19 protein-coding genes and 1 pseudogene are annotated in these 22,012 nt (G+C 61.6%); 10 read left to right on the top strand and 10 right to left on the bottom strand.

All coding sequences use genetic code 11. The annotated features are described in order from the left end of the window. Positions 1–20 precede the first annotated feature (20 nt). The gene (locus tag JANGC3_RS0106225; protein ID WP_017875624.1) at positions 21–1,205 is read left to right on the top strand and encodes a DUF1624 domain-containing protein; all 1,185 of its coding nucleotides are present in this window, start codon (positions 21–23) and stop codon (positions 1,203–1,205) included. A 3-nt stretch (positions 1,206–1,208) separates the two neighbouring features. Here the strand turns inward: JANGC3_RS0106225 and JANGC3_RS0106230 are convergent, their stop codons facing one another. After that, on the bottom strand, positions 1,209–1,997 hold the full coding sequence (locus tag JANGC3_RS0106230; RefSeq protein WP_157406482.1) for a T6SS immunity protein Tli3 family protein: 789 nt from the start codon (positions 1,995–1,997) through the stop codon (positions 1,209–1,211). A 452-nt stretch (positions 1,998–2,449) separates the two neighbouring features. Continuing rightward, a complete protein-coding gene (locus tag JANGC3_RS33540; RefSeq protein ID WP_017875628.1) occupies positions 2,450–3,013 on the bottom strand; it encodes a LysR family transcriptional regulator in 564 nt (187 codons plus the stop codon). Between the two features lie 144 nt (positions 3,014–3,157). Here JANGC3_RS33540 and JANGC3_RS28540 point away from each other — a divergent pair. Then, positions 3,158–4,332: pseudogene (locus JANGC3_RS28540) on the top strand (MFS transporter). Between the two features lie 44 nt (positions 4,333–4,376). Here the strand turns inward: JANGC3_RS28540 and JANGC3_RS0106245 are convergent. Further along, positions 4,377–6,443, bottom strand: a complete 2,067-nt coding sequence (locus tag JANGC3_RS0106245; protein ID WP_017875629.1) for a TonB-dependent receptor — start codon at positions 6,441–6,443, stop codon at positions 4,377–4,379. Positions 6,444–6,712: 269 nt separating this feature from the next. Between JANGC3_RS0106245 and JANGC3_RS0106250 the strand changes: the two genes are divergently transcribed. After that, positions 6,713–7,039, top strand: a complete 327-nt coding sequence (locus JANGC3_RS0106250) for a DUF805 domain-containing protein (RefSeq protein WP_017875630.1) — start codon at positions 6,713–6,715, stop codon at positions 7,037–7,039. Positions 7,040–7,126: 87 nt separating this feature from the next. On the opposite strand, the gene JANGC3_RS0106255 is transcribed toward JANGC3_RS0106250, so the two are convergent. The 7 genes from JANGC3_RS0106255 to JANGC3_RS0106285 form a co-directional block, all read right to left on the bottom strand. Continuing rightward, positions 7,127–9,214, bottom strand: coding sequence for a 3-hydroxyacyl-CoA dehydrogenase NAD-binding domain-containing protein (locus JANGC3_RS0106255; protein WP_017875631.1), 2,088 nt, complete (start codon positions 9,212–9,214; stop codon positions 7,127–7,129). A gap of 143 nt (positions 9,215–9,357) precedes the next feature. Beyond that, positions 9,358–10,062, bottom strand: a complete 705-nt coding sequence (locus tag JANGC3_RS0106260) for an ABC transporter ATP-binding protein (protein WP_035787551.1) — start codon at positions 10,060–10,062, stop codon at positions 9,358–9,360. Beyond that, positions 10,059–10,823, bottom strand: a complete 765-nt coding sequence (locus tag JANGC3_RS0106265; protein WP_017875633.1) for an ABC transporter ATP-binding protein — start codon at positions 10,821–10,823, stop codon at positions 10,059–10,061. Before JANGC3_RS0106265 ends, JANGC3_RS0106260 begins: the two co-directional genes overlap by 4 nt. Next, positions 10,820–12,112 carry a branched-chain amino acid ABC transporter permease gene (locus JANGC3_RS0106270; protein WP_017875634.1) on the bottom strand — a complete coding sequence of 431 codons (1,293 nt, stop codon included), beginning with the start codon at positions 12,110–12,112 and terminating at the stop codon, positions 10,820–10,822. Before JANGC3_RS0106270 ends, JANGC3_RS0106265 begins: the two co-directional genes overlap by 4 nt. Further along, entirely contained in the window at positions 12,109–13,053 is a 945-nt protein-coding gene (locus tag JANGC3_RS0106275; RefSeq protein WP_017875635.1) for a branched-chain amino acid ABC transporter permease, read from the bottom strand. Before JANGC3_RS0106275 ends, JANGC3_RS0106270 begins: the two co-directional genes overlap by 4 nt. Positions 13,054–13,220: 167 nt before the next feature. Next, the gene (locus JANGC3_RS0106280; RefSeq protein WP_026132630.1) at positions 13,221–14,468 is read right to left on the bottom strand and encodes a branched-chain amino acid ABC transporter substrate-binding protein; all 1,248 of its coding nucleotides are present in this window, start codon (positions 14,466–14,468) and stop codon (positions 13,221–13,223) included. A gap of 85 nt (positions 14,469–14,553) precedes the next feature. Beyond that, entirely contained in the window at positions 14,554–16,206 is a 1,653-nt protein-coding gene (locus tag JANGC3_RS0106285; protein WP_026132631.1) for a 3-(methylthio)propionyl-CoA ligase, read from the bottom strand. 360 nt (positions 16,207–16,566) lie between these two features. Here JANGC3_RS0106285 and JANGC3_RS0106290 point away from each other — a divergent pair, with 360 nt between their 5' ends. The 7 genes from JANGC3_RS0106290 (at position 16,567) to JANGC3_RS28545 (ending at position 21,874) form a co-directional block, all read left to right on the top strand. Next, positions 16,567–17,961 (top strand): protein adenylyltransferase SelO, encoded by a 1,395-nt coding sequence (locus tag JANGC3_RS0106290; RefSeq protein ID WP_026132632.1) that lies wholly within the window; start codon positions 16,567–16,569, stop codon positions 17,959–17,961. 10 nt (positions 17,962–17,971) lie between these two features. Then, a complete protein-coding gene (msrB, locus tag JANGC3_RS0106295) occupies positions 17,972–18,376 on the top strand; it encodes a peptide-methionine (R)-S-oxide reductase MsrB (protein ID WP_017875639.1) in 405 nt (134 codons plus the stop codon). Between the two features lie 8 nt (positions 18,377–18,384). Then, entirely contained in the window at positions 18,385–19,017 is a 633-nt protein-coding gene (locus JANGC3_RS0106300) for a septation protein A (protein WP_017875640.1), read from the top strand. Then, entirely contained in the window at positions 19,014–19,292 is a 279-nt protein-coding gene (locus tag JANGC3_RS0106305; protein WP_017875641.1) for a BolA family protein, read from the top strand. The genes JANGC3_RS0106300 and JANGC3_RS0106305 overlap by 4 nt, the downstream gene beginning before the upstream one ends. A gap of 121 nt (positions 19,293–19,413) precedes the next feature. Further along, a complete protein-coding gene (locus tag JANGC3_RS0106310; protein WP_026132633.1) occupies positions 19,414–20,193 on the top strand; it encodes a peptidylprolyl isomerase in 780 nt (259 codons plus the stop codon). 104 nt (positions 20,194–20,297) lie between these two features. Continuing rightward, complete coding sequence (locus JANGC3_RS0106315; protein WP_026132634.1) at positions 20,298–21,074, top strand: peptidylprolyl isomerase; 777 nt, start codon at positions 20,298–20,300, stop codon at positions 21,072–21,074. Positions 21,075–21,169: 95 nt separating this feature from the next. Then, complete coding sequence (locus JANGC3_RS28545; protein WP_017875644.1) at positions 21,170–21,874, top strand: DNA alkylation repair protein; 705 nt, start codon at positions 21,170–21,172, stop codon at positions 21,872–21,874. Positions 21,875–22,012 lie beyond the last annotated feature (138 nt).

Raw genomic sequence — 22,012 nt, forward strand, 5'->3', positions numbered from 1 at the left:
ACCGGGACGGGCGCAGCGCCATGCAAACAATAAACTACGGCGCGGCGCCGCCGACTACGGCAGCGGCCACGCTGCGCGGGCGCATCGCCGCCATCGACGCCATGCGCGGTTTCGTCATGCTGCTGATGCTGATCGACCACGTGCGCGAGACCTTTTTCCTGCACATGCAGGTCAGCGACCCGATGGACGTCGCGGGCACGCAGCCGGCGCTGTTCTTCACGCGCCTGCTGGCGCATTTCTGCGCGCCGATATTCGTCTTCCTGAGCGGCCTGTCGGCGTGGTTGTACGCCCACCCCGCCGCCGGGCCGCGCAGCGCCACCGCTTTCCTGCTGAAACGCGGCTTGCTGCTGGTGGCGCTGGAACTGGGGCCGGTGAATTTCGCCTGGTCGGGGCAGTTCCCGCCGCACATACTGTACTTGCAGGTCATCTGGGTGATCGGCCTGTCCATGCTCGCGCTGGCGCTGCTGCACCGGCTGCCGCCGGCGTTGCTGGCGGCGCTGGCAGTGTTGATCGTGGCCGCGCACAACGCCCTCGACGGCCACCACTTTGCGCCGGGCGGCGCGGCGCACATGTGTTGGACCGTACTGAAACAGCGCGGCTCTCTGCTGGCCGACGGCGCCGTCATGGTAAAAATCAGCTATCCGCTGCTACCGTGGATAGGCGTCATTCTGCTCGGCTACGTCAGCGGCCCGCTGTACGCCCCCGCCGTGCCGGCCCAGCGCAGGCGGGTGGTGTTGCGCGGCGCCGGCGTGGCCGCGTTGCTGGCGCTGGCGCTGCTGCGCGGAAGCAATGTGTACGGCGAGCCCCTGCCCTGGCACCACGGCGCCACCGACTTGCAGACGGTGATGTCGTTTCTCAATTTTACCAAGTACCCGCCTTCGCTGGATTTTGTGCTGATGACACTGGGCGTTGGTTTACTGGCATTGGCGTGGCTGGAATCGGCCGACGGCCGTTATACCCGCGTCATCGCCACCTTCGGCGGCGCGCCAATGTTTTATTATCTGCTGCACCTGTATGTGCTGCTGGCGCTGCGCGTGGGACTGGAAAAATGGCTAGACCTCGGCCCCGGCCAGCGCGCTTCCGCCTCGCACGTCGGGCAATTGTGGCTGATCGCCCTGGCGCTGATACCGCTGCTGTACTATCCGTGCCGATGGTTCGCCGGGTACAAGCGCCGCAGCACGCTAGGCTGGGTGCGCTATTTGTAGTATTTATTTTTTCGGGGGCAGTGGCGGGGTGAGTGTCGTCCAGCAGGCGGCCGACGGCACAGCGCCACCAACGTGCGGCAAACCGAGGGAGTCGAAATTATCGATGCGTTTGACGTCCTCCGCCTCAGCGTAGGGACTACGAAATTGATAACTAGTAGGGGCCAGCACCGAATACCAGCCAATACGACCCTTCGCTTTGTCGAGTGGAGCGTGAATAATGACCAATTGAAGCTCTTCAATTTCCTGGCGCCTGTCATCCTTGGCCTCGCGACGAACACGTGCTTGCTGCCATTTGAAATAGCCGTCCGCGTTGCTGCCGTATAGACTCAGTCCGACATAGATATGGCCCTGCCGGGCGATGACGAATTTAATAGTTTCGCGTCCCGGAAGCCCCCTGACCTCCTGCAAAAAGTTCCTGCCGCCATCAATCGAAAATACCAGTCTCAAGAAGCCACCGGCCACGGCACCAAGTACGACATCTGGATCGTCGCTTCCGAATATGATATGTGGCAGATTGTTATAGGCGACGAAACTATTAATCCCGTTTTTCTGGTCGACAAATCTCAGCGTTCCGTGGCATTCATAGTCCAGCTCCGCCGTGAACCAGCGGTTTTCATCCCATTGCCAGGCCTTTTGCGGTGGCCCCATTTTGACGTTCCTGAACATCTGATCCGACGTTGGCGGCACGGCGACGGTCGGCGACGGAATCTCCGGATGGCTTGCACAAGCTGATAGTAGTGCGACGAGCGCGAGCGACAATGCTCGATCAATCGGGTTTCGAATTGCAGACATGGTTTTCCTCAAAATAGGCGAACATAAAAAACTTGGCCGAAGTATCCCCTCCCAAAAAAGGCTGGCCGTTGCGAAAGACAGGCGCCATTATTCGTGCAGATCTACATCGTCGGCAAACAGCGCTGCCACCCAGCTGGCGAAGACCTTGACTTTGGGTGATGCCATCCGGCCCTGCGGGTACAGCAGGGAGATCGGCATCGCCGTGGGCGGCTAGTCCGCCAAGACCTGCACCAGCGCGCCGCTTTCCAAGTGCTGTCGGACCTGGTAAACAGCGCACTGTGCCAACCCCAAGCCCTGTAACGCGCAGCACAGGTTTGCGTCGGCGTCGTTGACGGCAAAAGGGCCGTTCATTTCGACTTTGACGACCTCTTTGCCGATGACGAAGTCCCAATCGACGGCGCGATTGGTTCGACTCGAGAAGTGGAGAATACCCTGGTGCGACTGAAGGTCCGCTATCGTCGCCGGTGTGCCGAATTCAGTAAATAGGACGGCGCCGCGCAGGTGACGAAGCGCATATTGCCTACCTGGCGACCGATTAAGGCGGAGTCTTGCAGACGCCTTAGCCTCAGCGCGCAGTCTATGTCTTCTTGGGTGATATCCACCAGACGATCGGTAAGACTGATGGTCAATTCGATCTCAGGATAAAGCTCGTGGAACTGCGAGATGTGGGGAATCACCAGCTTTCGCCCGACTGTACCAGGCAGGTCAACGCGCAGTTTTCCCTTGGGTTTTTTAGAATCCGGGCCACGAAACGAGAGTTCCGACGCGTCGATCACGTTGAGTATCTCCAGACAGCTTTTGAAGTATTCGGCGCCGTCCGGGGTTAAGGACAGACGGCGCGTAGTCCGCTGAAGCAGTTGGGTGCCAAGGAAAGCCTCCAAATTCTTTATCGTGGCAGTTAGCGACGCACACGGCAGGTTCAAGGTTTCCGCCGCCTTCGAGAAGCTATTCGCCTCTACGATGCGCACAAAAGTCTGCATTGCTTTGACCTTGCCCCCCCCGGATCGATTGTTCATTAAATATGAAATGTATGGGAGGATTATGCACTAATTATCTTTGGATGTGTTTTGCCTACAATTACCTCAATTCACCTATCTCTACTCTCCGAGGAATTTGAAATTAGCAAAACTACCGATCTTGAAGCCGATATTTCGCCAGGCATGGTACTGCTCCTGGCAGTGGCCTCCGGGCTGATCGTCGCGAACTTGTATTACGCGCAAACCCTGGTCGGTCCCATCAGTGCCGCCACTGGCCTGTCGGCACAGGCGGCCGGCTTGATGGTCACGCTGACCCAAATCGGCTACACCATTGGCTTGCTGTTCATTGTTCCGCTGGGCGACCTGCTTGAAAACCGCCGCCTGATTGTCAGCGCGCTTGTTTTCACCTCCATGGCTATGCTAATTGCGGCGTTGAGCACCAGCGCCTGGCTCTTCCTGGCCGCCGCGCTGGCAATCGGCTTGGGTTCGGTAGCGGCGCAGATCCTGGTACCGTTTGCAGCCCACCTTTCCAAAGAATCGACACGCGGGCAAACAGTCGGCAAGGTCGTGAGCGGCCTGCTGCTGGGTACTATGCTGGCACGCCCTGTCGCCTCGCTGCTTGCCGACTACACCAACTGGCACGTCGTCTTTGGCGGCGCCTCCGCTGTCATCGTGATTCTGGCGGTGGTTCTGCGGGTCAATCTGCCGGTCCGTGTTCCTACCGCGCCAATGTCGTATCCAAAGCTGATGGGTTCGCTGTGGACCTTGTTCACCACCACGCCAGTACTGCGTCGCCATGCCGCTTACCATGCCGGCCTGTTCGGCGCTTTCAGCCTGTTCTGGACCGTTACCCCGATGATGCTTGCCGGCCCGCGGTTCCACCTGTCGCAAACCGGCATTGCCATCTTCGCCTCGGTGGGTATGGCCGGTACGATCGCCTCGCCAATCGCCGGCCGCCTGGCTGACTCCGGCCACACGCTGATTGCAACGGCTGCCGCGCTGATTCTGGGCGTCGCCGTCTTCGCGTTGCCGATGTACGTGAAGGATTCGCGCAATCTCGCCTTGGCTCTGCTCGTTGCGGCCTCGATTGTTTTTGATATGGCGTGGCCGCCAACTTGGTGCTTGGCCAACGTGCAATCTTTAGCTTGGGCGCCGAAGTACGCAGCCGCCTTAACGGCATCTACTTTGCGCTATTCATTGCCAGCGGCGCCTTAGGTTCGGCCCTGGGCGGCTGGGTCTTCGCCAGCTACGGTTGGCACGCGGCGCTGCTGACCGGCATGGCGTTCCCCGGGCTGGCGTTGTTATACTGGATTGGCGAGTACGCCGATCACGCCGCGCTTAGCCGCAAACCAGCATAATTACCGCGAGCGTCGGACATTTTTCCTTTACTCGGGCACCTGGATTAGAAATTGGCGATCAGATTCGCGCGAAGTGATCGCGATTCGACTGGATGAAAATGCACGTCGAACTTCCCTTCCGCGGCTTCACCCGGCAGTCGCGATGCGTAAGCATAGTCAATCGCCGAATCTCGCCGGTTGGTCAGGTTGTACACTTCAACGGTAAACCGCAGTTTCGGCGAGAACTTGTAGCCAATACGGGCGTTGACGGTGCCGGTCGCTTTTGAGCGCACGCTATCGTCTTCGATCAGCGGCCGAGGGCCAAAGTAGCGCAGTTGCACAGCGCCGAACCACGGACCGAGGTTATCGACTGCGAGCGCGAGCGAAGCCACCCCTTCAATCGAGCCGGGAATATGTTGACCGGCCGGATCGGCATCGCGGTAACGCGTGCGTGCGTATGCAATGTCCGCGTCAACGGTCAGCCATGAAGCGAGCTTGTAATAATTGGACAGTTCGAAGCCATTCCGCCGGCTAGGTCGGCCGGTGTCCGCGGTTGAGCCGGCATCGCCTGCGAAAAGCAATTCGGAATCGTAGTTGAGCTGATACAGAGCCAAGTTGGTCTGCAAGCCCTTTACAAATTCAGTCCGCGCACCGAGTTCCATGCCGCGCGATTGCACAAGCGGCGCTTCCTGGACCGCCGGGGTGTCCGGATTCTTTGGATCGACGCGAATGGTGGTGCCGCGCGCGTCATTGCTATGAAAGCCGCGGCCGAGGTTGACATAGAATTCCGTCTTTTCCCAAGGGCCTAAAATCAAGCTAAGCTTCGGACTTGCCTGACTGCCGCTCGCCGTGCCGGTATTGATAGCGAGGTTGCTGTCGACAGCATTGCGATAATAATCCCCTCGCACGCCGATAACGCTGCGCAGCCACGGATTCCATTTGACGGCGTTTTGCACGTAAATGCCGGCGCTACGTTCGCGCACATGGTCTTGGCGCGTCGTCGCCAGCCGCACCCGTGCTTGCGTGTCGTACAGGCCATTATGAATATCATCGGCTTGCAATTGCAAGCCCACGGTCGTCTCGGATGGGCGGCCCAGTGCCGAATGCCGCCAAGAATGGCTGGCATTGAGACCAAGCGTGCTGCGTCGGTCCGGCTGGCTGAACTGGTCCCCCGTTTCAGGATGGTCCAAAAAGTAGGTGAAATTCGAGTACAGGTCCAGCTGATTATGGATCAGATAAGCGTTAACCCTGGTCGCGTCGCCGTCGCCGGTGCGCACCCACGCACCCGACAGGCTAAAACGCTGCGCTTTGCCACCGTCCGTCGGATCGATGGTATCGAAGCGGCTCTGCAGCAGTCCGCTGTCGATAGCACGTTGCGGTATCTGGTCGGTCGCATTCCAGTGGGCCTTGTAGCCCATCAACGTGACGTTAAAGCCATTCGTCTCGCTTCCTTCGCTATACCGGAGCACGCCGTTGAGTTTCCGGTAGCCGTCCTTGTTGACGAATGGGCCGTCGTTGCGCAAAAGTTCCATCGCATAAAGCAGATTGCCCTTGCCGACACTCGGCGAGTCCGCGATCAATGTGCGCGCATAGCCGTTTTGACCGATGCCGATACTGGCGATTCCTTGTGCCAGGGTATTCGCGTAATTCACACTGACCGCGCCGGCCGAGGCGAAGTCGCCTTGCTCGGCACTGTAGGGCCCCTTCACGTACTCAAGATAAGACGTCAGTTCCGGAATCAAAAAATTAACGTCGGTCCAGCCTTGTCCGTGCGCATGGGTGCGTTGGTTGACCAGCATGCCGTCGACGCTTGTCCGCAAATCGGTGCCATGGTCCAGGTTCAGGCCCCGCAAATAGAACTGGTTCGCCTTGCCTTCGCCACTGTGCTGGCTGACGAGCAGACCTGGCATAACCTCCAATAATTCGCCCGGACGATATACCGTGCGCGCTTCGAGCTGCTTTTGGGTTACCACTCCGGCGCTGGCCGATTCGGCTACGCCAAGCTGGGTCGGACGCGATCCCTCCACAACAACGATAGGCGCGACCAACGCGGTATCGGTCGCTAATACCGGCGCACTGAACAGGAAAGCGAGCGCCATAGCCAATGGCTTGCGCGTAGCGTGAAGAGGCATATCTAATCCAATCGTTAATCAATATGACGAAAAAAAGCATCATACAGATGTACGTTGTTTACACAACAATGGATTCATCAAAATACAATTTCTTTTCTTGGGGGGGGTGGTGCAGCGACGGCCGCGGATTCGCGCCGCCCGGTGCTCGCCGACGCAGACGGTCGAGAGGGAGAATCGCCGGTCGAATTGGCCGCGTTTAACCGTCCCTTTTCCTCGGATTGTGGCTTATGATTCATATTTGCAACTTAACCAGAAAAACAAGGACGTCCATGACTCTTTCCGAATCCATTCGCACATGTTTTACGAAATACGCCGACTTCACCGGCCGTGCCTCGCGCTCGGAGTTCTGGTGGTGGTTTTTGTTCACTTTCCTGACGTCGGCGGCCCTGAGCGTGGTCAGCGATAAGTTGTCGGCCGTTTTCTCCATCGCCACGCTGCTGCCAGCGATTGCCGTCGCCGCGCGCCGGCTGCACGACACGGACCACAGCGGCTGGTGGCAATTGCTGTGGTTCCTTCCGATCATCGGCTGGATCGTGTTGCTTGTGTGGTGGGTTCAAGAAGGCAAGGCGTCCGCTCGCTTCGACCGCCCAAGCTAATACCGCCAAACACGGCGGCAACCGGTCGCGCATAACAAAACGGCCCCGCGAATCGCTTCGCGGGGCCGTTTCCATGTGTGCGCCAGTTTAACCGTTGAAGGTTTTGCCTTCGGCGGCCAGTTTCACCAGCAGCGGCGCCGGGGTCCAGGCGTCGCCGTGGCGACCCTTCGCGTATTTCTCCATGGCGCTGAGCACGTTCGGCAAGCCGACGGTGTCGGCGTAGAACATCGGGCCGCCGCGGTACAGCGGGAAGCCGTAGCCGGTCAGGTAGACCATGTCGATGTCGGAGGCGCGCAGGGCGATTCCCTCTTCGAGTATCCGCGCCGCCTCGTTGACCAGCGAGTACACCAGCCGCTCGACGATTTCCTGGTCGCTGATTTTGCGCCGCTCGACGCCGCTGTCGGCCGAGTGCTTGACGATCATCGCGTTGACGATGTCCGAGGCGTAGGCTTTGCGGTCGCCCGCCTTGTAGTCGTACCAGCCGGCGCCGGTTTTCTGGCCGAAGCGGCCCAGCTCGCACAGCAGGTCGGCGGTTTTCGAGTAGGTGATGCCCGGCGATTCGACGTAGCGGCGCTTGCGGATGTACCAGCCGATGTCGTTGCCGGCCAGGTCGCCCATGCGGAACGGCCCCATTGCGAAGCCGAATTTTTCAAGCGCCTTGTCGACCTGCTCCGGCAGGCAGCCCTCTTCCAGCAGGAAGCCGGCCTGGCGGCTGTATTGCTCGATCATGCGGTTGCCGATGAAGCCGTCGCACACGCCCGAGACGACGCCGGTCTTTTTCAGCTTTTTCGACAGCGCCAGCGTGGTCGCCAGCACGTCCTTGCCGGTGGCGGCGCCGCGCACGATTTCCAGCAACTTCATAACGTTGGCCGGGCTGAAGAAGTGCGTGCCGACGACGTCTTGCGGGCGCTTGGTGAAGTTGGCGATCTGGTTCAGGTCCAGCGTCGAGGTGTTCGACGCCAAGATCGCGCCGGGTTTCATTACTTCATCGAGTTTCTTGAAGACGGCTTCCTTGACACCCATCTCCTCGAACACCGCTTCAACGACGATGTCGGCCTGGCCGATGTCGTGGTACGACAGCGTGCCGCTGATCAGCGCCAGGCGCTGGTCGAACTTCTCCTGCGTCAGCTTGCCTTTTTTCAGGGTGTTTTCGTAGTTTTTGCGGATCGTCGCCAGGCCCTTGTCGAGCGCCTCTTGCTTGGTTTCCAGCAGGATCACCGGAATGCCGGCGTTGACGAAGTTCATCGCGATGCCGCCGCCCATGGTGCCGGCGCCAATGACGGCGGCCTGATTGATGGCGCGGGTCGGCGTGTCGGCCGCTACGTCCGGCACTTTGCTGGCGACGCGCTCGGCGAAGAAGGCGTGGCGCAGCGCTTTCGACTCGTTCGACTGGATCAGTTGCATGAAGCGCTCGCGCTCGAACTTCAGGCCGTCCTCGAATTTCATCGTCACCGAGGCGGCCACGGTTTCCACGCATTGCAGCGGCGCCGGGAACGGGCCGGACATGGCTTTGACGGTGTTGCGCGAGAATTGCAGGAAGGCTTCGTGGTTCGGGTAGTCAACCTTGCGCTCGCGCACCTTCGGCAGCGGGCGCGCGTCGGCGACCTTGTTGGCGAAGGCGATCGCGGCGTCCATCAGGTCGGCGCCGGGGGCGGTCACTTCGTCGAACAGCGCGGTGTTGGCCAGCTTTTCCGACGCCACCGGGGTGCCGGAGACGATCATGTTGAGCGCCATTTCCAGGCCCAGCACGCGCGGCAGGCGCTGCGTGCCGCCGGCGCCCGGCAACAGGCCGAGTTTGACTTCCGGCAAAGCCATCTGCGCGCCCGGCGCGGCGACGCGGTAGTTGCAACCGAGCGCCAGCTCCAGGCCGCCGCCCATGCAGACGCTGTGGATCGCCGCCACCACCGGCTTGGTCGCGTCTTCCACGGTGCGGATCAGCGTGTGCAGGCTGGGTTCGGCCAGCGCTTTCGGCGAATTGAATTCCTTGATGTCGGCGCCGCCGGAGAAGGCTTTGCCGGCGCCGGTGATGACGATGGCCTTGACGGCCTCGTCGGCCAGCGCCTTCTTGATGCCGTCGACCGCGGCGGTGCGGGTCGCCAGGCCCAGGCCGTTGACCGGCGGATTGGCTAAGGTAATAACGGCAACGGAGCCGGTGACGTGGTATTCGGCGCTCATGTCTCTTCCTTTTAGTGAAAACTTCAATTCGGTAAACGCAGTGTCTCACTATACCGCAAAAAGCACGGTCGTATTATTTATTTACGGAGGGCGTTAATGTTGATATCCCGCAAATTCAACGGCGGGGATGCGTGCGCTGCGCGCTACACCTCCAGCCACTCCCTGCGCACGCCCGCGTCGGCGCGCAATTGTTCCGGCGTGCCCTCGAAAACCATGGCGCCGCGGCCCATCACGTAGACGCGCTGCGAGATGTCCAGCGCGATCGCCAGTTTCTGCTCCACCAGCAAGACCGACACGCCCCGTTCCTTCAGCGCCAGCAGATAGCGCGCCACCAGCGCGACGATCTTCGGCGCCAGCCCCTCGGTTGGCTCGTCGATCATGATCAAATCCGGGTCGCCCATCAGCGTGCGGCACAAGGTCAGCATCTGCTGCTCGCCACCCGATAATACCCCGGCGGCCACCTGGCGCCGTTCCTGCAGGCGCGGGAACATCCGGTACATATCGTCCAGGCTCCAACGCCCCGACTGCACATTCTTCTTGCGCCCCAGAATCAGGTTTTGTTCGACCGTCAGCGTCGGGAAGATGTCGCGATTTTCCGGTACGTAACCCAATCCCCTGTGGGCGATCTGGAACGCCTTCAGGCCGAGGATGTCCTCGCCCTTGAAGCGCACCGCGCCGCTCGCCGTCACCTGCCCCATCGCCGCCTTCACCAGCGTCGAGCGGCCGACGCCGTTGCGTCCCAGCAGGCTGACGATTTCGCCCCGGCCGACCTGCAGGTCGACGCCGTGCAAGACGTGGCTTTTGCCGTAGTAGGCGTGCAAATTTTGAATATCGAGGATCGCGCTCATGCCGCATGCTCCGTGTCGCCGCCCAGGTAGGCGGCCTGCACCGCCGCGTTGGCGCGGATGTTGGCCGGCGTGTCGCAGGCGATCACTTCGCCATACACCAGCACGGCGATCCTGTCGGCCAGGCCGAAGACCACGCTCATGTCGTGCTCGACCATCAGCAGCGTCTTGCCGACGCTGACTTTGCGGATCAGCTCGACGGCGGCGTCGGACTCGGAGCGGCTCATGCCGGCGGTCGGTTCGTCGAGCAGGATGACGTCGGCGCCGCCGGCGATGGTGATGCCGATTTCCAGCGCGCGCTGCTCGGCGTAGGTCAGCACGCCGGCCGGCACGCCGCGCTGGCGTTGCAGGCCGATCACTTCGAGTACTTGCTCGGCGCGTTCGTGGGCGTCGCGCAGGCCGTTCAAGCGCTGCCAGAACGAATAGCGGTAGCCGAGCGACCACAGCACCGCGCAGCGCAGGTTTTCGTACACCGTCAGCTTGTCGAACAGGTTGCTGATCTGGAAGCTGCGCGCCAGCCCCAGCCGGTTGATTTGATACGTTTTGAGCCGGCTGATGCTGGCGCCGTTGAGCACGATGTCGCCGCCGCTGATCGGAAAACGTCCCGATACCAGGTTGAACAGCGTCGATTTGCCGGCGCCGTTGGGGCCGATCACGGCCACGCGCTCGCCCTTGGCCACGGCCAGGTTAGCGCCGCGGATGATGTCGGATTTGCCGAAACTCTTGCGCACGTCGCGCAATTCCAGTGCGTATGGCGCGCTCATCGGCCTGCCCCTTTCTGTTGCGCCGCAATATCGGCGTTGACGTCGCTCCAGAGCGTGTAAAAACCCGGCTGCAGGCGGCGGTAGCCCAGCACGCCGAATAGCAGCAGGGCGCCGGCGACCAGCCACGGCAGCGCCGCCCGGGTGTCCGGCTGGAAGCCAAACAGCGGCATGACGCTGCCGTTGGCCGATTCCAGCGTCAGGTGGTACAGCATTTCGATGCCGGCCACCAAGCCGAGCACGCCGGCCAGCGTCACCGCCACCAGCCCCAGCAGGCGCGGCCCGACCAGGCCGAACCGGCCGGCCGAGGCCACCCGCATCAGCATCAGCAGCAGGCTGGCCAGTCCGGCCGGGGCGTAGCGCACCATGACGATGAAAAACAGGCCCAGGTAGAGTTGCCAGGCGTGGCTGAAGTCCGACAGCAGCACCGAGAACAGCACGCCGACGATGGCGCCCAGCAGCGGCCCGAAGAAGAAGCCGATGCCGCCGATGAAGGTGAATAGCAGGATGGCGCCGGAACGCGCAGCGCTGACGTTCTCGGCGCTAACGATCTCGAAGTTGATCGCCGACAGGCCGCCGGCGACGCCGGCGAAGAAGGACGACAGGATCAAGGTCAGGTAACGCACCCACTGGGTGTCGTAACCGATGAAGCCGACCCGCTCGGGATTGTCGCGCACCGCGTTGAGCATGCGCCCCAGCGGCGTGTGCGTGAAGGCGAACATGGCGACGGTGCCCAGGAACAACCAGAACGCGATCAGGTAGTACACCTGGATCTGCGGGCCGTAGCTGATGCCCAGCACCGGCGCGCCGATGACGCGGTTGGTGGTGACGCCGCCCTCGCCGCCGAAAAAGTCGGGGAACATCAGCGAGGCGGCGAACACCAGTTCCACCAGGCCGAGCGTGATCATGGCGAAGGTGGTGCCGGACTTCTTGGTCGTCACGTAGCCGAACAGCATGCCGAAGAACATGCCGGCGACGCCGCCGAGCAGCGGAATCAGACTGGTCGGCAGGCCCGGGCCGCCGGCCGCCGTCAGGTTCATCGCGTGGATCGCGCAGAACGCGCCGAGCCCGGCGTACACCGCGTGGCCGAACGACAACATGCCGCCCTGCCCCAGCAGCATGTTATAGGACAGGCCGAGTAGCATCATGGTGCCCATCTGGCACAGCAGGGACAGCGCGCCGCCCTTGCTGAACAGCAGCGGCGCCACGGCCAGGGCCAGCGCGTAGCCGCCCCAGACCAGGTAACGCGGCAGGTTCATCGGCGCAAAACTAATCGAGCTGAGCGTTTTCATTCGCGTGTCCCCATCAAACCCTTCGGACGAAATATCAGCACCAGCACCAGCAGCAGGTACGGCAGGATGGCGGCGCTTTGGGCGATCGTCACCTTCAGCACCGCGTAGCCGGGCGTGGCGGGACCCGGCGCGGCGCCCAGCAGCTTGAGCAGGCTCAGCAGCGAATAGTCGAGCGCCACGGCGTAGGTTTGCAGCACGCCGATCAGCAGCGAGGCGAGGAAGGCGCCGGCCAGCGACCCCATGCCGCCGACCACCACCACCACGAAAATGATGCTGCCGACGGTGGCCGCCATGGCCGGCTCGGTGACGAAGGCGTTGCCGCCGATGACGCCGGCAAGACCGGCCAGCGCGCAGCCGCCGCCGAACACCCACATGAACAGCCGCGGCACGTTGTGGCCGAGCGCCTCGGCCGCTTCGGGATGCGTCAGCGCCGCCTGGATCACCAGGCCGGCGCGGGTGCGCGTGAGCACCAGCCAGATCGACGCCAACATCGCCAGCGCGACCAGCATCATGAAGCCGCGGTAGATCGGGAAGCTGGTGGAAAACAGCGTGAACAGCGGGCCGTCCAGCTCTTTCGGGATCGGATAGGCGACCGCGGCGCGGCCCCATATCAGTTGCACCAGTTCGACCACCAGATAGGACAGGCCGAAGGTGAATAGCAACTCGGGGATGTGGCCGTACTTGTGCAGCGGGCGCAAGCCGTAGCGTTCGACCAGCGCGCCCAGCAGGCCGACCGCGCACGGGGCCAGCACCAGCGCCGGCCAGAAGCCGATGCTGGCGCTGATGGTGTAGGCCAGATACGCGCCCAACATATAGAAGCTGGCGTGGGCGAAGTTGAGCACGCCCATCATGCTGAAAATCAGGGTCAGGCCGGAGGACAGCATGAACAGCAGCAGTCCATAGCTGACCCCGTTGAGCAGGGTAAACAGGATGAATTCCATTGGAAGGCCGATCCGAGTAGAAAATAGATCAATGCGCGAGCGGCTTCGGCGTTGAGGCAATCAAAACCAAGGGGGGCAACCCGGGGGCAAACCGTCGCGCCAAGGCGAGAAGGTCCGACCCCGGCGCTGTGCCTTGGCTTGATTTTCAACGCCGCCGGCGCCCTCGCTTACAGGCTGGGCCGTTTCATCTGGCACGAGGTCGGCTGGTTGGCGACATACGCGTCGATGCGTTTATCGAGCCGCCAGCCGTAGCCGGTGTTTTCCTGGTCGTACTTGACGTCCTTGCCGTTGGTCTTCATCCAGGTGGCGATGTACAGGTTCTGCTGCAACTGGTGGTCTTGCTTGGCCATCATGACGCCGCCGTTCAGGCTTTGCAACTTCAATCCCTCCAGCGCGAAGGCAACCTTGACGGGGTCGGTCGACTTGCCCTCCTTGATCGCCTTCGACAGCATGGCGACGATGACGTAGGGCTGCGCCGCGTAGAAGTCGTCGTTGTATTTCTTCTTGAACGCCTCGACCACTTCCTTGCCGTTGAAGGTTTCGTTGTTGGCCAGCCAGTTGCCGATGGTCTTCACGCGGTCGGCGCCGGCCGCCCCCATCGCCGTCGGCACGCCGGTGGTGGTGGCGTAATACGTGTAAAAGTTGGCCTTCAGGTCGGCGTCCTTGGCGGCGCGGATCAGCAGCGCCAGGTCGGCGCCCCAGTTGCCGGTGATGACGGTGTCGGCGCCGGAGGCTTTGATTTTGGCGATGTACGGGGAGAAGTCCTTCACCTGGCCGATCGGATGCAGGTCGTCGCCGGCGATTTTGATGTCGGGCCGCTTGCGCCCCAGGTATTCCTTGGCGGCGCGGCTGACGGCCTGGCCGAAGGCGTAGTTCTGGCCGATGATGTAGACGCTCTTGATCGACTTGTCGGGCGCCATGAAGCTGGTGAGTGCCTCCATCTTCATGTCGGAGTTGGCGTCGAAGCGGAAATGCCAGAAGCTGCATTTGCCGTTGGTCATGTCGGGATCGATCGCGGCGTAGTTCAGATACACCACTTCCTTGCCGGGGTTGCGCTCGTTGTGCTTGTTGATCGCGTCGAGCAGGGCCAGGCCGACGCCGGAACCGTTGCCCTGCGTGACATAGCGGTAGCCCTGGTCAATAACGGTTTTCAACTGGGTCAGCGACTCCTGCGGGCTGCCCTTGTTGTCGAAACCGGCGACCTGGATCTGGTGCGCGCCGGCCAGCCCGGCGCTGTTGGCCATCTCGGCGCTCAGCTGGAAACTCTTCAGCTGGTTTTGCCCGACCGGCGCGAACGGCCCGGACAGTGGATCGATGAAGGCGATTTTCACGGTGTCGGCCGAGGCGGTCGGCAGCGCGAACGGCGCCCCGAGAAATGCGAGAGAAACAGCTACTGCGCACGCGCGTTTTGTCATAGTCTCCATCCTTTTTTATAGTCATCCGCTATCCTGCGGTCGGTACTGCTACTTTTACCTCTACATCGGGTAACAGGCGTTTGCCTTACGCGGTTGGCAACCGGTGCCCCTTGAATTGCTCGCGAAGTTTGTTTTTCTGGATCTTGCCGGTGGCCCCCATCGGCAAAGCGTCGATGAACAGCACGTCGTCCGGCGTCCACCACTTGGCGATCTTGCCCTCGAAGAAGCGCAGCATCTCCTCGCGGCTCAGTTCCTGGCCGGGGCGCCTGACCACTAATAACAAGGGACGCTCGTCCCATTTCGGATGCGCGACGCCGATGCAGGCCGCCTGCAGCACGGCCGGGTGGCCCATCGCCAGGTTCTCCAGGTCGATGGTGCCGATCCACTCGCCGCCGGACTTGATGACGTCCTTGCTGCGGTCGGTGATGTGCATGTAGCCGTCGGCGTCGATGGTGGCCACGTCGCCCGTCGGGAACCAGCCGTCCTGCAGCACGTCGCCGCCCTCGTCCTTGAAATAGCGCGAAATGATCCACGGCCCCTTGACCAGCAAGTGGCCGTAGCTGACGCCGTCCCACGGCAACTCCTTGCCGTCGTCGTCGACGATTTTCATGTCGACGCCGTAGATCGCGTGGCCCTGCTTTTGCAAAATCTTGCGCTGCTCGTCCTTCGGCAAGGCCAGGTGCTTGACCTGCAAGCCGCCGGCGGTGCCCAGCGGCGACATTTCGGTCATGCCCCAGGCGTGGATAACCTCGATACCGAACTCGTCGATGAGCGTGTCCATCATCGCCGGCGGACAGGCCGCGCCGCCGATGACGGTGCGGCGGAAGGTCGAAAACCTCAACTTGTTTTGTAGCGCGTAGTTCATCAGGCCCAACCAGACGGTCGGCACGCCCGCCGAGAACGTCACCTTCTCGCTCTCGAACAGCTCGTAAAGCGACTTGCCGTCCAGCGCGGCGCCGGGGAATACCATCTTTGCGCCCGACAGCGGCACCGAGTACGGCAAGCCCCAGGCGTTGACGTGGAACATCGGCACCACCGGCAACACGGTGTCGGCCGAGGACACGTTGAGGGCGTTCGGCATCGCCGCGCCGTAGGCGTGCAGCACCGTCGAGCGGTGCGAATACAGCGCGCCCTTCGGATTGCCGGTCGTGCCCGAAGTGTAGCACAGCGTGGCGGCCGAGTTCTCGTCGAACAGCGGCCACTCGTACTGGTCGGAATGGCTGTCGATCAAGTCCTCGTAGCACAACAAATTGGCAATCTTGCTGTCTGCCGGCATGCGGTCGCGGTCGCACATCAAAATGTAATACTTGATGGTCTGGCACTGCGCGGCGATGGCCTCGACCGCCGGCAGGAACGTCAGGTCGAACAGCAGGCACTGGTCTTCGGCGTGGTTGCTGATATAGGCGATCTGCTCCGGGAACAGGCGCGGATTGATCGTGTGCAACACCGCGCCCGAGCCGGACACGGCGTAATAGGCTTCCAGATGGCGGTAGCCGTTCCAGGCCAGCGTGGCGACGCGGTCGCCGATGCGCACGCCCAAGCCTTGCAGCGCGTTGGCCAGCCGGCGCGCGCGCTGGTGGCATTCGCGGTAGGTGTAACGGTGCAGATCGCCCTCGATCCGGCGCGAGACGATCTCGTTGCCGCCATAGTGGCGCGCGACGAATTCGATAATGCTGGAAATGAGCAAAGGCTGGCTCATCATCTGGCCCATCAAGGGGCTTTGTGGATAAGACGACATCTAATCTCCCGCAAGTTTGTCAAATTTAACATTCAGTTTCGTACGACCGTGCTAAAACAGTCAACGCATTTCGATGCTGCGGCGCAGCAAGTCGCAGCAAGTCGCGCAGCCGCTCGGTCGGTTTAATGCAGACGTTCCCGGCGCCTAAAAAATGAGCCCTTAATGTTAGTGAGCATTTGTAACGAACACGTCGAAACGCCCTACCCGCGAATAAAATCGCCCGGTGCGGTAAAATCCATCCTACCCCTGCGCCCCATAGGTGCGCAACAACATAGATCGAACGGAATCGCTATTACTGCCGACACTCTCCCACTGGGCAACTCATTTGCCACGTTGCCGCCCGCGTTCTTCACGCGCCTGATGCCGACGCCCCTTCCGGCCCCCTACCTGGTCGCTGTTAGCGCGCCGGCCGCGGCGCTGCTCGGGCTGGACCCGGCCACGCTCGCCAATGAGGATTTCGTCGCCACGCTGACCGGCAACCGCGTGCCGCGCAGCGCGCTGCCGCTGGCGGCGGTGTATTCCGGCCACCAGTTCGGCGTCTGGGCGGGCCAACTCGGCGACGGCCGCGCCATTTTGCTGGGCGACATCGCCACCGCGAACGGCCCGCTTGAATTGCAATTGAAGGGCGCCGGCGCCACGCCGTACTCGCGCATGGGCGACGGCCGCGCCGTGCTGCGCTCGTCGATCCGCGAATTTCTTTGCTCCGAGGCCATGGCCGGGCTCGGCATCCCGACCTCGCGCGCGCTCGCCGTGACCGGCTCCGACCAGGGCGTGATGCGCGAGACGGTTGAAAGCGCCGCCGTGGTGACGCGCATGGCGCCGACCTTCGTGCGCTTCGGCTCCTTCGAGCACTGGTTTTACCGCGAGAAACCGGAAGAGTTGAAAATCCTCGCCGACTACGTCATCGACGGCTTCTACCCGGAGCTGCGCCAACAGGCCAATCCCTACCAGGCGCTGCTGGCCGAAGTGTCGCGCCGCACCGCCCACATGATCGCCCACTGGCAGGCGGTCGGCTTCATGCACGGCGTCATGAACACCGACAATATGTCTATCCTCGGCCTGACGCTGGACTACGGCCCGTTCGGCTTCATGGAAGCCTTCGACGCCAAGCACATCTGCAACCACACCGACCAGCAGGGCCGCTACGCGTACGCGATGCAGCCGGAAATCGGCCACTGGAACTGCTACGCGCTGGGCCAGGCGCTGCTGCCGCTGATCGGCGAGGTTGCCGCGGCGCAGCAGGCGCTGGACGTGTACCAGCCCGCCTACGCCGCCAAAATGGACGAGCTGTGGCACGCCAAGTTGGGCCTGCGCAGCGCGCTGGCGGACGACGCCGCGCTGTTAGACGCGCTGTTCGCGCTGATGCAGGCCAACCACGTCGATTTCACGCTGTTCTTCCGCCGCCTGGGCGACCTGCAACTGGGGCAAGCCGGCGCCGACGCGCCGCTGCGCGACCTGTTCATCGACCGGCCCGGCTTCGACGCCTGGGCCGGCCAGTACCGCCAGCGCCTGCGCCAGGAGAACAGCGCCGACGGCGCGCGCCGGACGGCGATGAACCTGGTCAATCCAAAGTACGTATTACGCAATTATCTGGCGCAGGTGGCCATTGAAAAAGCGCAGCAAAAGGACTTTACTGAAGTGGCGCGCCTGCTGTCAGTACTGGAGCGCCCGTTCGACGAGCAGCCTGAACACGAGCAATACGCCGCGCTGCCGCCGGACTGGGCCAGCCATCTTGAAGTTAGTTGTTCCTCCTGAGACCGATATTATGACGACCAATAAAGTACGGAAAACCGACGCCGAATGGCGCGCCATGCTCGATTCGATGCAATACGAGGTGACGCGCCACGCCGCCACCGAGCGCGCCTTCACCGGCACGTACTGGGACCACCACGAGCACGGCATTTATACCTGCGTCTGCTGCAACACGCCGCTGTTCGCCTCCGACGCCAAGTTCGACTCCGGTTGCGGCTGGCCCAGTTATTTCAAGGCGCTAGATCCGGCCAACGTCACCGAAATTGTCGACCGCAGCCATGGTATGCTGCGCACCGAAATCGTTTGCGCGGTGTGCGACGCCCATTTGGGCCACGTGTTCCCGGACGGCCCGGCGCCGACCGGGCTGCGCTATTGCATTAATTCGGCGTCGCTGCGCTTTGACCCCCAACCTGTTTAAAGAATACGATGAAATTTCTGTTCGATTACTTCCCGCTCTTCCTGTTTTTCGGCGCTTATAAATGGGCCGGCGGCAACGAAGAGGCCGCGCACGCGCTGGTATCCCAATATCTGTCCGGTATTATCTCGGGCGGCGTGGTCGCGCCGGCGCAGGCGCCGATTATGCTCGCCACGCTGGTCGGCATTCTCGCCACGTTTATGCAGGTCGCCTATTTGTTGGCGCGCAAGCAACCGGTTCCCGGCATGCTGTGGTTGTCGCTGTTCGTCTTCGTGGTGTTTGGCGGCGCCGGCATATATTTCCATGACGACAGTTTTATCAAATGGAAGCCGACGCTGATCTACTGGCTGTTCGGCCTCGCCCTGGTGGTCGGCCAAGTGTTCTTCAACAAGAACCTGATGCGCAAAACGATGGAAACGCAGATCAAGCTGCCCGACGCGATTTGGCAGAAACTGTTGATGGTCTGGGCGGTGTTTTTCATTGCCATCGGCGCGCTCAACCTGTTTGTCGCCTTTGTCGTCTTCAAGGACGACCTGAGCGCCTGGGTGAGTTTCAAAGCCTTCGGTACCACCGGCATCTTCTTCGTCTTTATCATCGCCCAGACCCTGTTCCTGTCCAAGTACATCCAGGAGGAGGACGCATGAGCGCCGCCGACGACCGCCTCGAACGCATCCGCGCGCGCATTGACACGGCGCTGGCGCCGCTGGAATGCGTGCTGGAGGACGATTCGGCCAGCCACGCCGGGCACGCCGGGGCCGCTTCCGGCGGCGGGCATTACAATTTACGCATTGTTTCAGCTCAATTTGAGGGGGTCAGACTCGTCATGCGCCATCGACTCGTGTATGATTCCGTGCACGATATGATGCATGTGGAGATTCACGCATTGTCGATAATCGCCTTGGCGCCATCCGAAGTCTGAGCGACCATGGTTGGAATTGAGCTGTGTCAATATTATTGATACATTGAACGAAACAGACGCTGGACGATTGAATTTTTTTCAACGCACTCTTTCACGAACTTTTCCCTAACAGGATTTAATAATGACTTTTAAGCCAGCCCGCTTGCTGATCGCACTTCTCGCCGTTGTCGCCGTACCTGTTCTGGCGCAAAACATTGCTGTGGTTAACGGCAAGCCTATCCCGTCGTCGCGCGTTGACGCGGTCGTTAAGCAAGTTGTGGCGCAAGGCCAGCAAGCTGATTCGCCGCAATTGCGCGAGTTGATCAAGAAAGACTTGATCGGCCGCGAAGTGCTGATGCAGGAATCGGAAAAGCAAGGCTTCGGCAAAGACGCCGCCGTCAAGCAACAGATCGAGAACGCGCGCCAAGCCATCATCATCAACGCCCTGGTCGGCGATTTCGTCAAAAAGAATCCGGTCAGCGACGCTGAAGTTAAGGCCGAATACGATCGTTTCGTGGCCCAGTCCGGCGACAAGGAATACCATGTGCGCCACATCCTGACGGCCACCGAAGCCGAAGCGAAAGACGTCATCGCCAAACTGAAGGGCGGCGCCAAGTTTGAAGAGCTGGCCAAAGCGTCGAAAGACACCGGCTCGGCCAGCAATGGCGGCGACCTCGACTGGGCAGCCCCGTCGTCGTTCCCGAAAGTGTTCTCGGACGCCTTCGTCGGCCTGCAAAAAGGCCAGGTTACCGACACCCCGGTGCAAACGCCGAACGGTTTCCACGTGATCAAACTGGACGACACCCGCGCCGCGAAATTGCCGACGCTGGAAGAAGTCAAGCCACAGATCACCGAAGCGCTGCAACAGAAGAAGCTGCAAGCGTTCCAGGAAGAAATGGTCAAGAAAGCCAAAGTGCAGTAAAGATGTGCCCGTCCGGCGCCCGACGCGGCGCCGGCATACTGTTGCGTGTGTAAGAATCTGTACTGCCCGGCAGGGCGATCTCTTGTTTTTTTAAGGATGTGATGATGATTTTGAAACCAGCCCGCCTGTTGTTAGCCCTACTCGCCATTGTAGCAATCCCCGCTTTTGCGCAAAACGTCGCCACCGTCAACGGCAAGGCCATTCCGGCCGCCCGCGTCGATCAATTGGTCAAGCAAGTTGTCGCCCAGGGTAAGCAAACCGATTCGCCGCAATTGCGCGAAGCCATCAAGCGCGACCTGATCGGCCGCGAAGTGCTGATCCAGGAAGCCGACAAACAAGGCTACGGTACCCGCCCTGAAGTCAAGGCGCAGCTTGAAAACACCCGCCAGAGCATCATCATCAACGCGATGCTGGCCGACCACGTCAAGAAGAACCCGGTCAAAGACGCCGACATCAAGGCTGAGTACGACAAGTACAAGTCCCAGGTTGGCGACAAGGAATACCACGCCCGCCACATCCTGGTCGCGACCGAAGCGGAAGCCAAAGACTTGATCACCAAGCTGAAAGCCGGCGGCAAGTTCGAAGAACTGGCCAAGGTATCGAAAGACGGTTCCGCCGCCAACGGCGGCGACCTGGACTGGGCCAACCCGGGCTCCTTCGTCAAACCCTTCTCGGACGCCATGGTGGCCCTGAAAAAAGGCGAGTTCACCCAGACCCCGGTGCAGACGCAGTTCGGTTTCCACGTCATCAAACTGGAAGACTCCCGCCCGGCCAAAGTGCCGTCGCTGGAAGAAGTCAAAGGCCAGATCGGCGAAGCGCTGCAACAGAAGAAGGTTGCCGCTTTGCGCGAAGATTTGCTGAAAAAAGCAAAAATCCAGTAATCATTACTGGAATCGAAAAAGCGTCCCTCGGGACGCTTTTTTTTCGTGCGCCAGCATACCACCGCCGCCGCGCCAATCTTGATCGGATAGACAATATGGACAGCACGTTTTTGCCAGCGCTGCAAGCGGCCCTGGCGGCGGTGGCCGACGTCGGGCGCGCCGCGCCGATGCGCGCCTACATGCGCGAGCAGTTCGACTTCCTCGGCGTGCCCACGCCACAGCGGCGCGTGGCCGCGCGGTCCCTGCTGCGCGCGCTCAAGCCCGCCGACGCCGACACCCTGTTCGCGTACGCCGGCGCACTGTGGGAACTGCCGCAGCGCGAGTACCATTACGTCGCCATCGACCTGTTGGCGATGCATTGGAAAACGCTGGGCGCGCAGCACATCGGCGACCTGCTTGCGCTGGCCCAGCGGCGCCCGTGGTGGGACAGCGTCGACGGCCTGGCGGCGATCGTCGGCGACGTGCTGCTGGCCGAAAAACGCCACGGGCGCGACGCCCACGCGTGCATGGACGCCGCGCTGGCGCATCCGAGCCTGTGGGTACGGCGCATCGCCATGCTGCACCAGCTCGGCTGGCACGAGGCCACCGACGCCCAGCGGCTCTTCGCCTACGCGCTGGCGCTGGCGCCGGAAAAGGAATTCTTCATTCAAAAAGCGGTCGGCTGGGCCTTGCGCGACCATGCCTGGCACGACCCGCAAGCGGTGCGCCGCTTCCTCGACGCAGCGCACGGGCGCTTGGCGGCGCTGAGCTATCGCGAAGCGGAAAAACACCTCACGCGGCATAGGGAATTGCCCGCATGACGTCTTGGCGTTAGCGGACCGCCGGCAACGGCCCTGGTTCGGGGACAAGGCTGAGCCAGATCAATCGGAAGCAAATAATCATTCTTTTCTTGAGATCGCTTGTGGCGCTCCACTACTCAACGGCATATTTTGGACTTC

Origin of the sequence: Janthinobacterium sp. CG3 (assembly GCF_000344615.1) — a bacterium.
Lineage (GTDB): Bacteria > Pseudomonadota > Gammaproteobacteria > Burkholderiales > Burkholderiaceae_D > Janthinobacterium.

Bases quoted from the DNA above. Each gene is read 5' to 3' on its own strand.
- JANGC3_RS0106265 (WP_017875633.1), bottom strand. From the start codon at position 10,823: ATGAGCGCGCCATACGCACTGGAATTGCGCGACGTGCGCAAGAGTTTC.
- msrB (WP_017875639.1), top strand. From the start codon at position 17,972: ATGACGACCAATAAAGTACGGAAAACCGACGCCGAATGGCGCGCCATG.
- JANGC3_RS28545 (WP_017875644.1), top strand. From the start codon at position 21,170: ATGGACAGCACGTTTTTGCCAGCGCTGCAAGCGGCCCTGGCGGCGGTG.
- JANGC3_RS0106230 (WP_157406482.1), bottom strand. From the start codon at position 1,997: ATGTCTGCAATTCGAAACCCGATTGATCGAGCATTGTCGCTCGCGCTC.
- JANGC3_RS33540 (WP_017875628.1), bottom strand. From the start codon at position 3,013: ATGAACAATCGATCCGGGGGGGGCAAGGTCAAAGCAATGCAGACTTTT.
- JANGC3_RS0106300 (WP_017875640.1), top strand. From the start codon at position 18,385: ATGAAATTTCTGTTCGATTACTTCCCGCTCTTCCTGTTTTTCGGCGCT.
- JANGC3_RS0106290 (WP_026132632.1), top strand. From the start codon at position 16,567: ATGCCGACGCCCCTTCCGGCCCCCTACCTGGTCGCTGTTAGCGCGCCG.
- JANGC3_RS0106285 (WP_026132631.1), bottom strand. From the start codon at position 16,206: ATGTCGTCTTATCCACAAAGCCCCTTGATGGGCCAGATGATGAGCCAG.
- JANGC3_RS0106280 (WP_026132630.1), bottom strand. From the start codon at position 14,468: ATGACAAAACGCGCGTGCGCAGTAGCTGTTTCTCTCGCATTTCTCGGG.
- JANGC3_RS0106260 (WP_035787551.1), bottom strand. From the start codon at position 10,062: ATGAGCGCGATCCTCGATATTCAAAATTTGCACGCCTACTACGGCAAA.
- JANGC3_RS0106255 (WP_017875631.1), bottom strand. From the start codon at position 9,214: ATGAGCGCCGAATACCACGTCACCGGCTCCGTTGCCGTTATTACCTTA.
- JANGC3_RS0106315 (WP_026132634.1), top strand. From the start codon at position 20,298: ATGATTTTGAAACCAGCCCGCCTGTTGTTAGCCCTACTCGCCATTGTA.
- JANGC3_RS0106310 (WP_026132633.1), top strand. From the start codon at position 19,414: ATGACTTTTAAGCCAGCCCGCTTGCTGATCGCACTTCTCGCCGTTGTC.
- JANGC3_RS0106250 (WP_017875630.1), top strand. From the start codon at position 6,713: ATGACTCTTTCCGAATCCATTCGCACATGTTTTACGAAATACGCCGAC.
- JANGC3_RS0106275 (WP_017875635.1), bottom strand. From the start codon at position 13,053: ATGGAATTCATCCTGTTTACCCTGCTCAACGGGGTCAGCTATGGACTG.
- JANGC3_RS0106305 (WP_017875641.1), top strand. From the start codon at position 19,014: ATGAGCGCCGCCGACGACCGCCTCGAACGCATCCGCGCGCGCATTGAC.
- JANGC3_RS0106225 (WP_017875624.1), top strand. From the start codon at position 21: ATGCAAACAATAAACTACGGCGCGGCGCCGCCGACTACGGCAGCGGCC.
- JANGC3_RS0106270 (WP_017875634.1), bottom strand. From the start codon at position 12,112: ATGAAAACGCTCAGCTCGATTAGTTTTGCGCCGATGAACCTGCCGCGT.
- JANGC3_RS0106245 (WP_017875629.1), bottom strand. From the start codon at position 6,443: ATGCCTCTTCACGCTACGCGCAAGCCATTGGCTATGGCGCTCGCTTTC.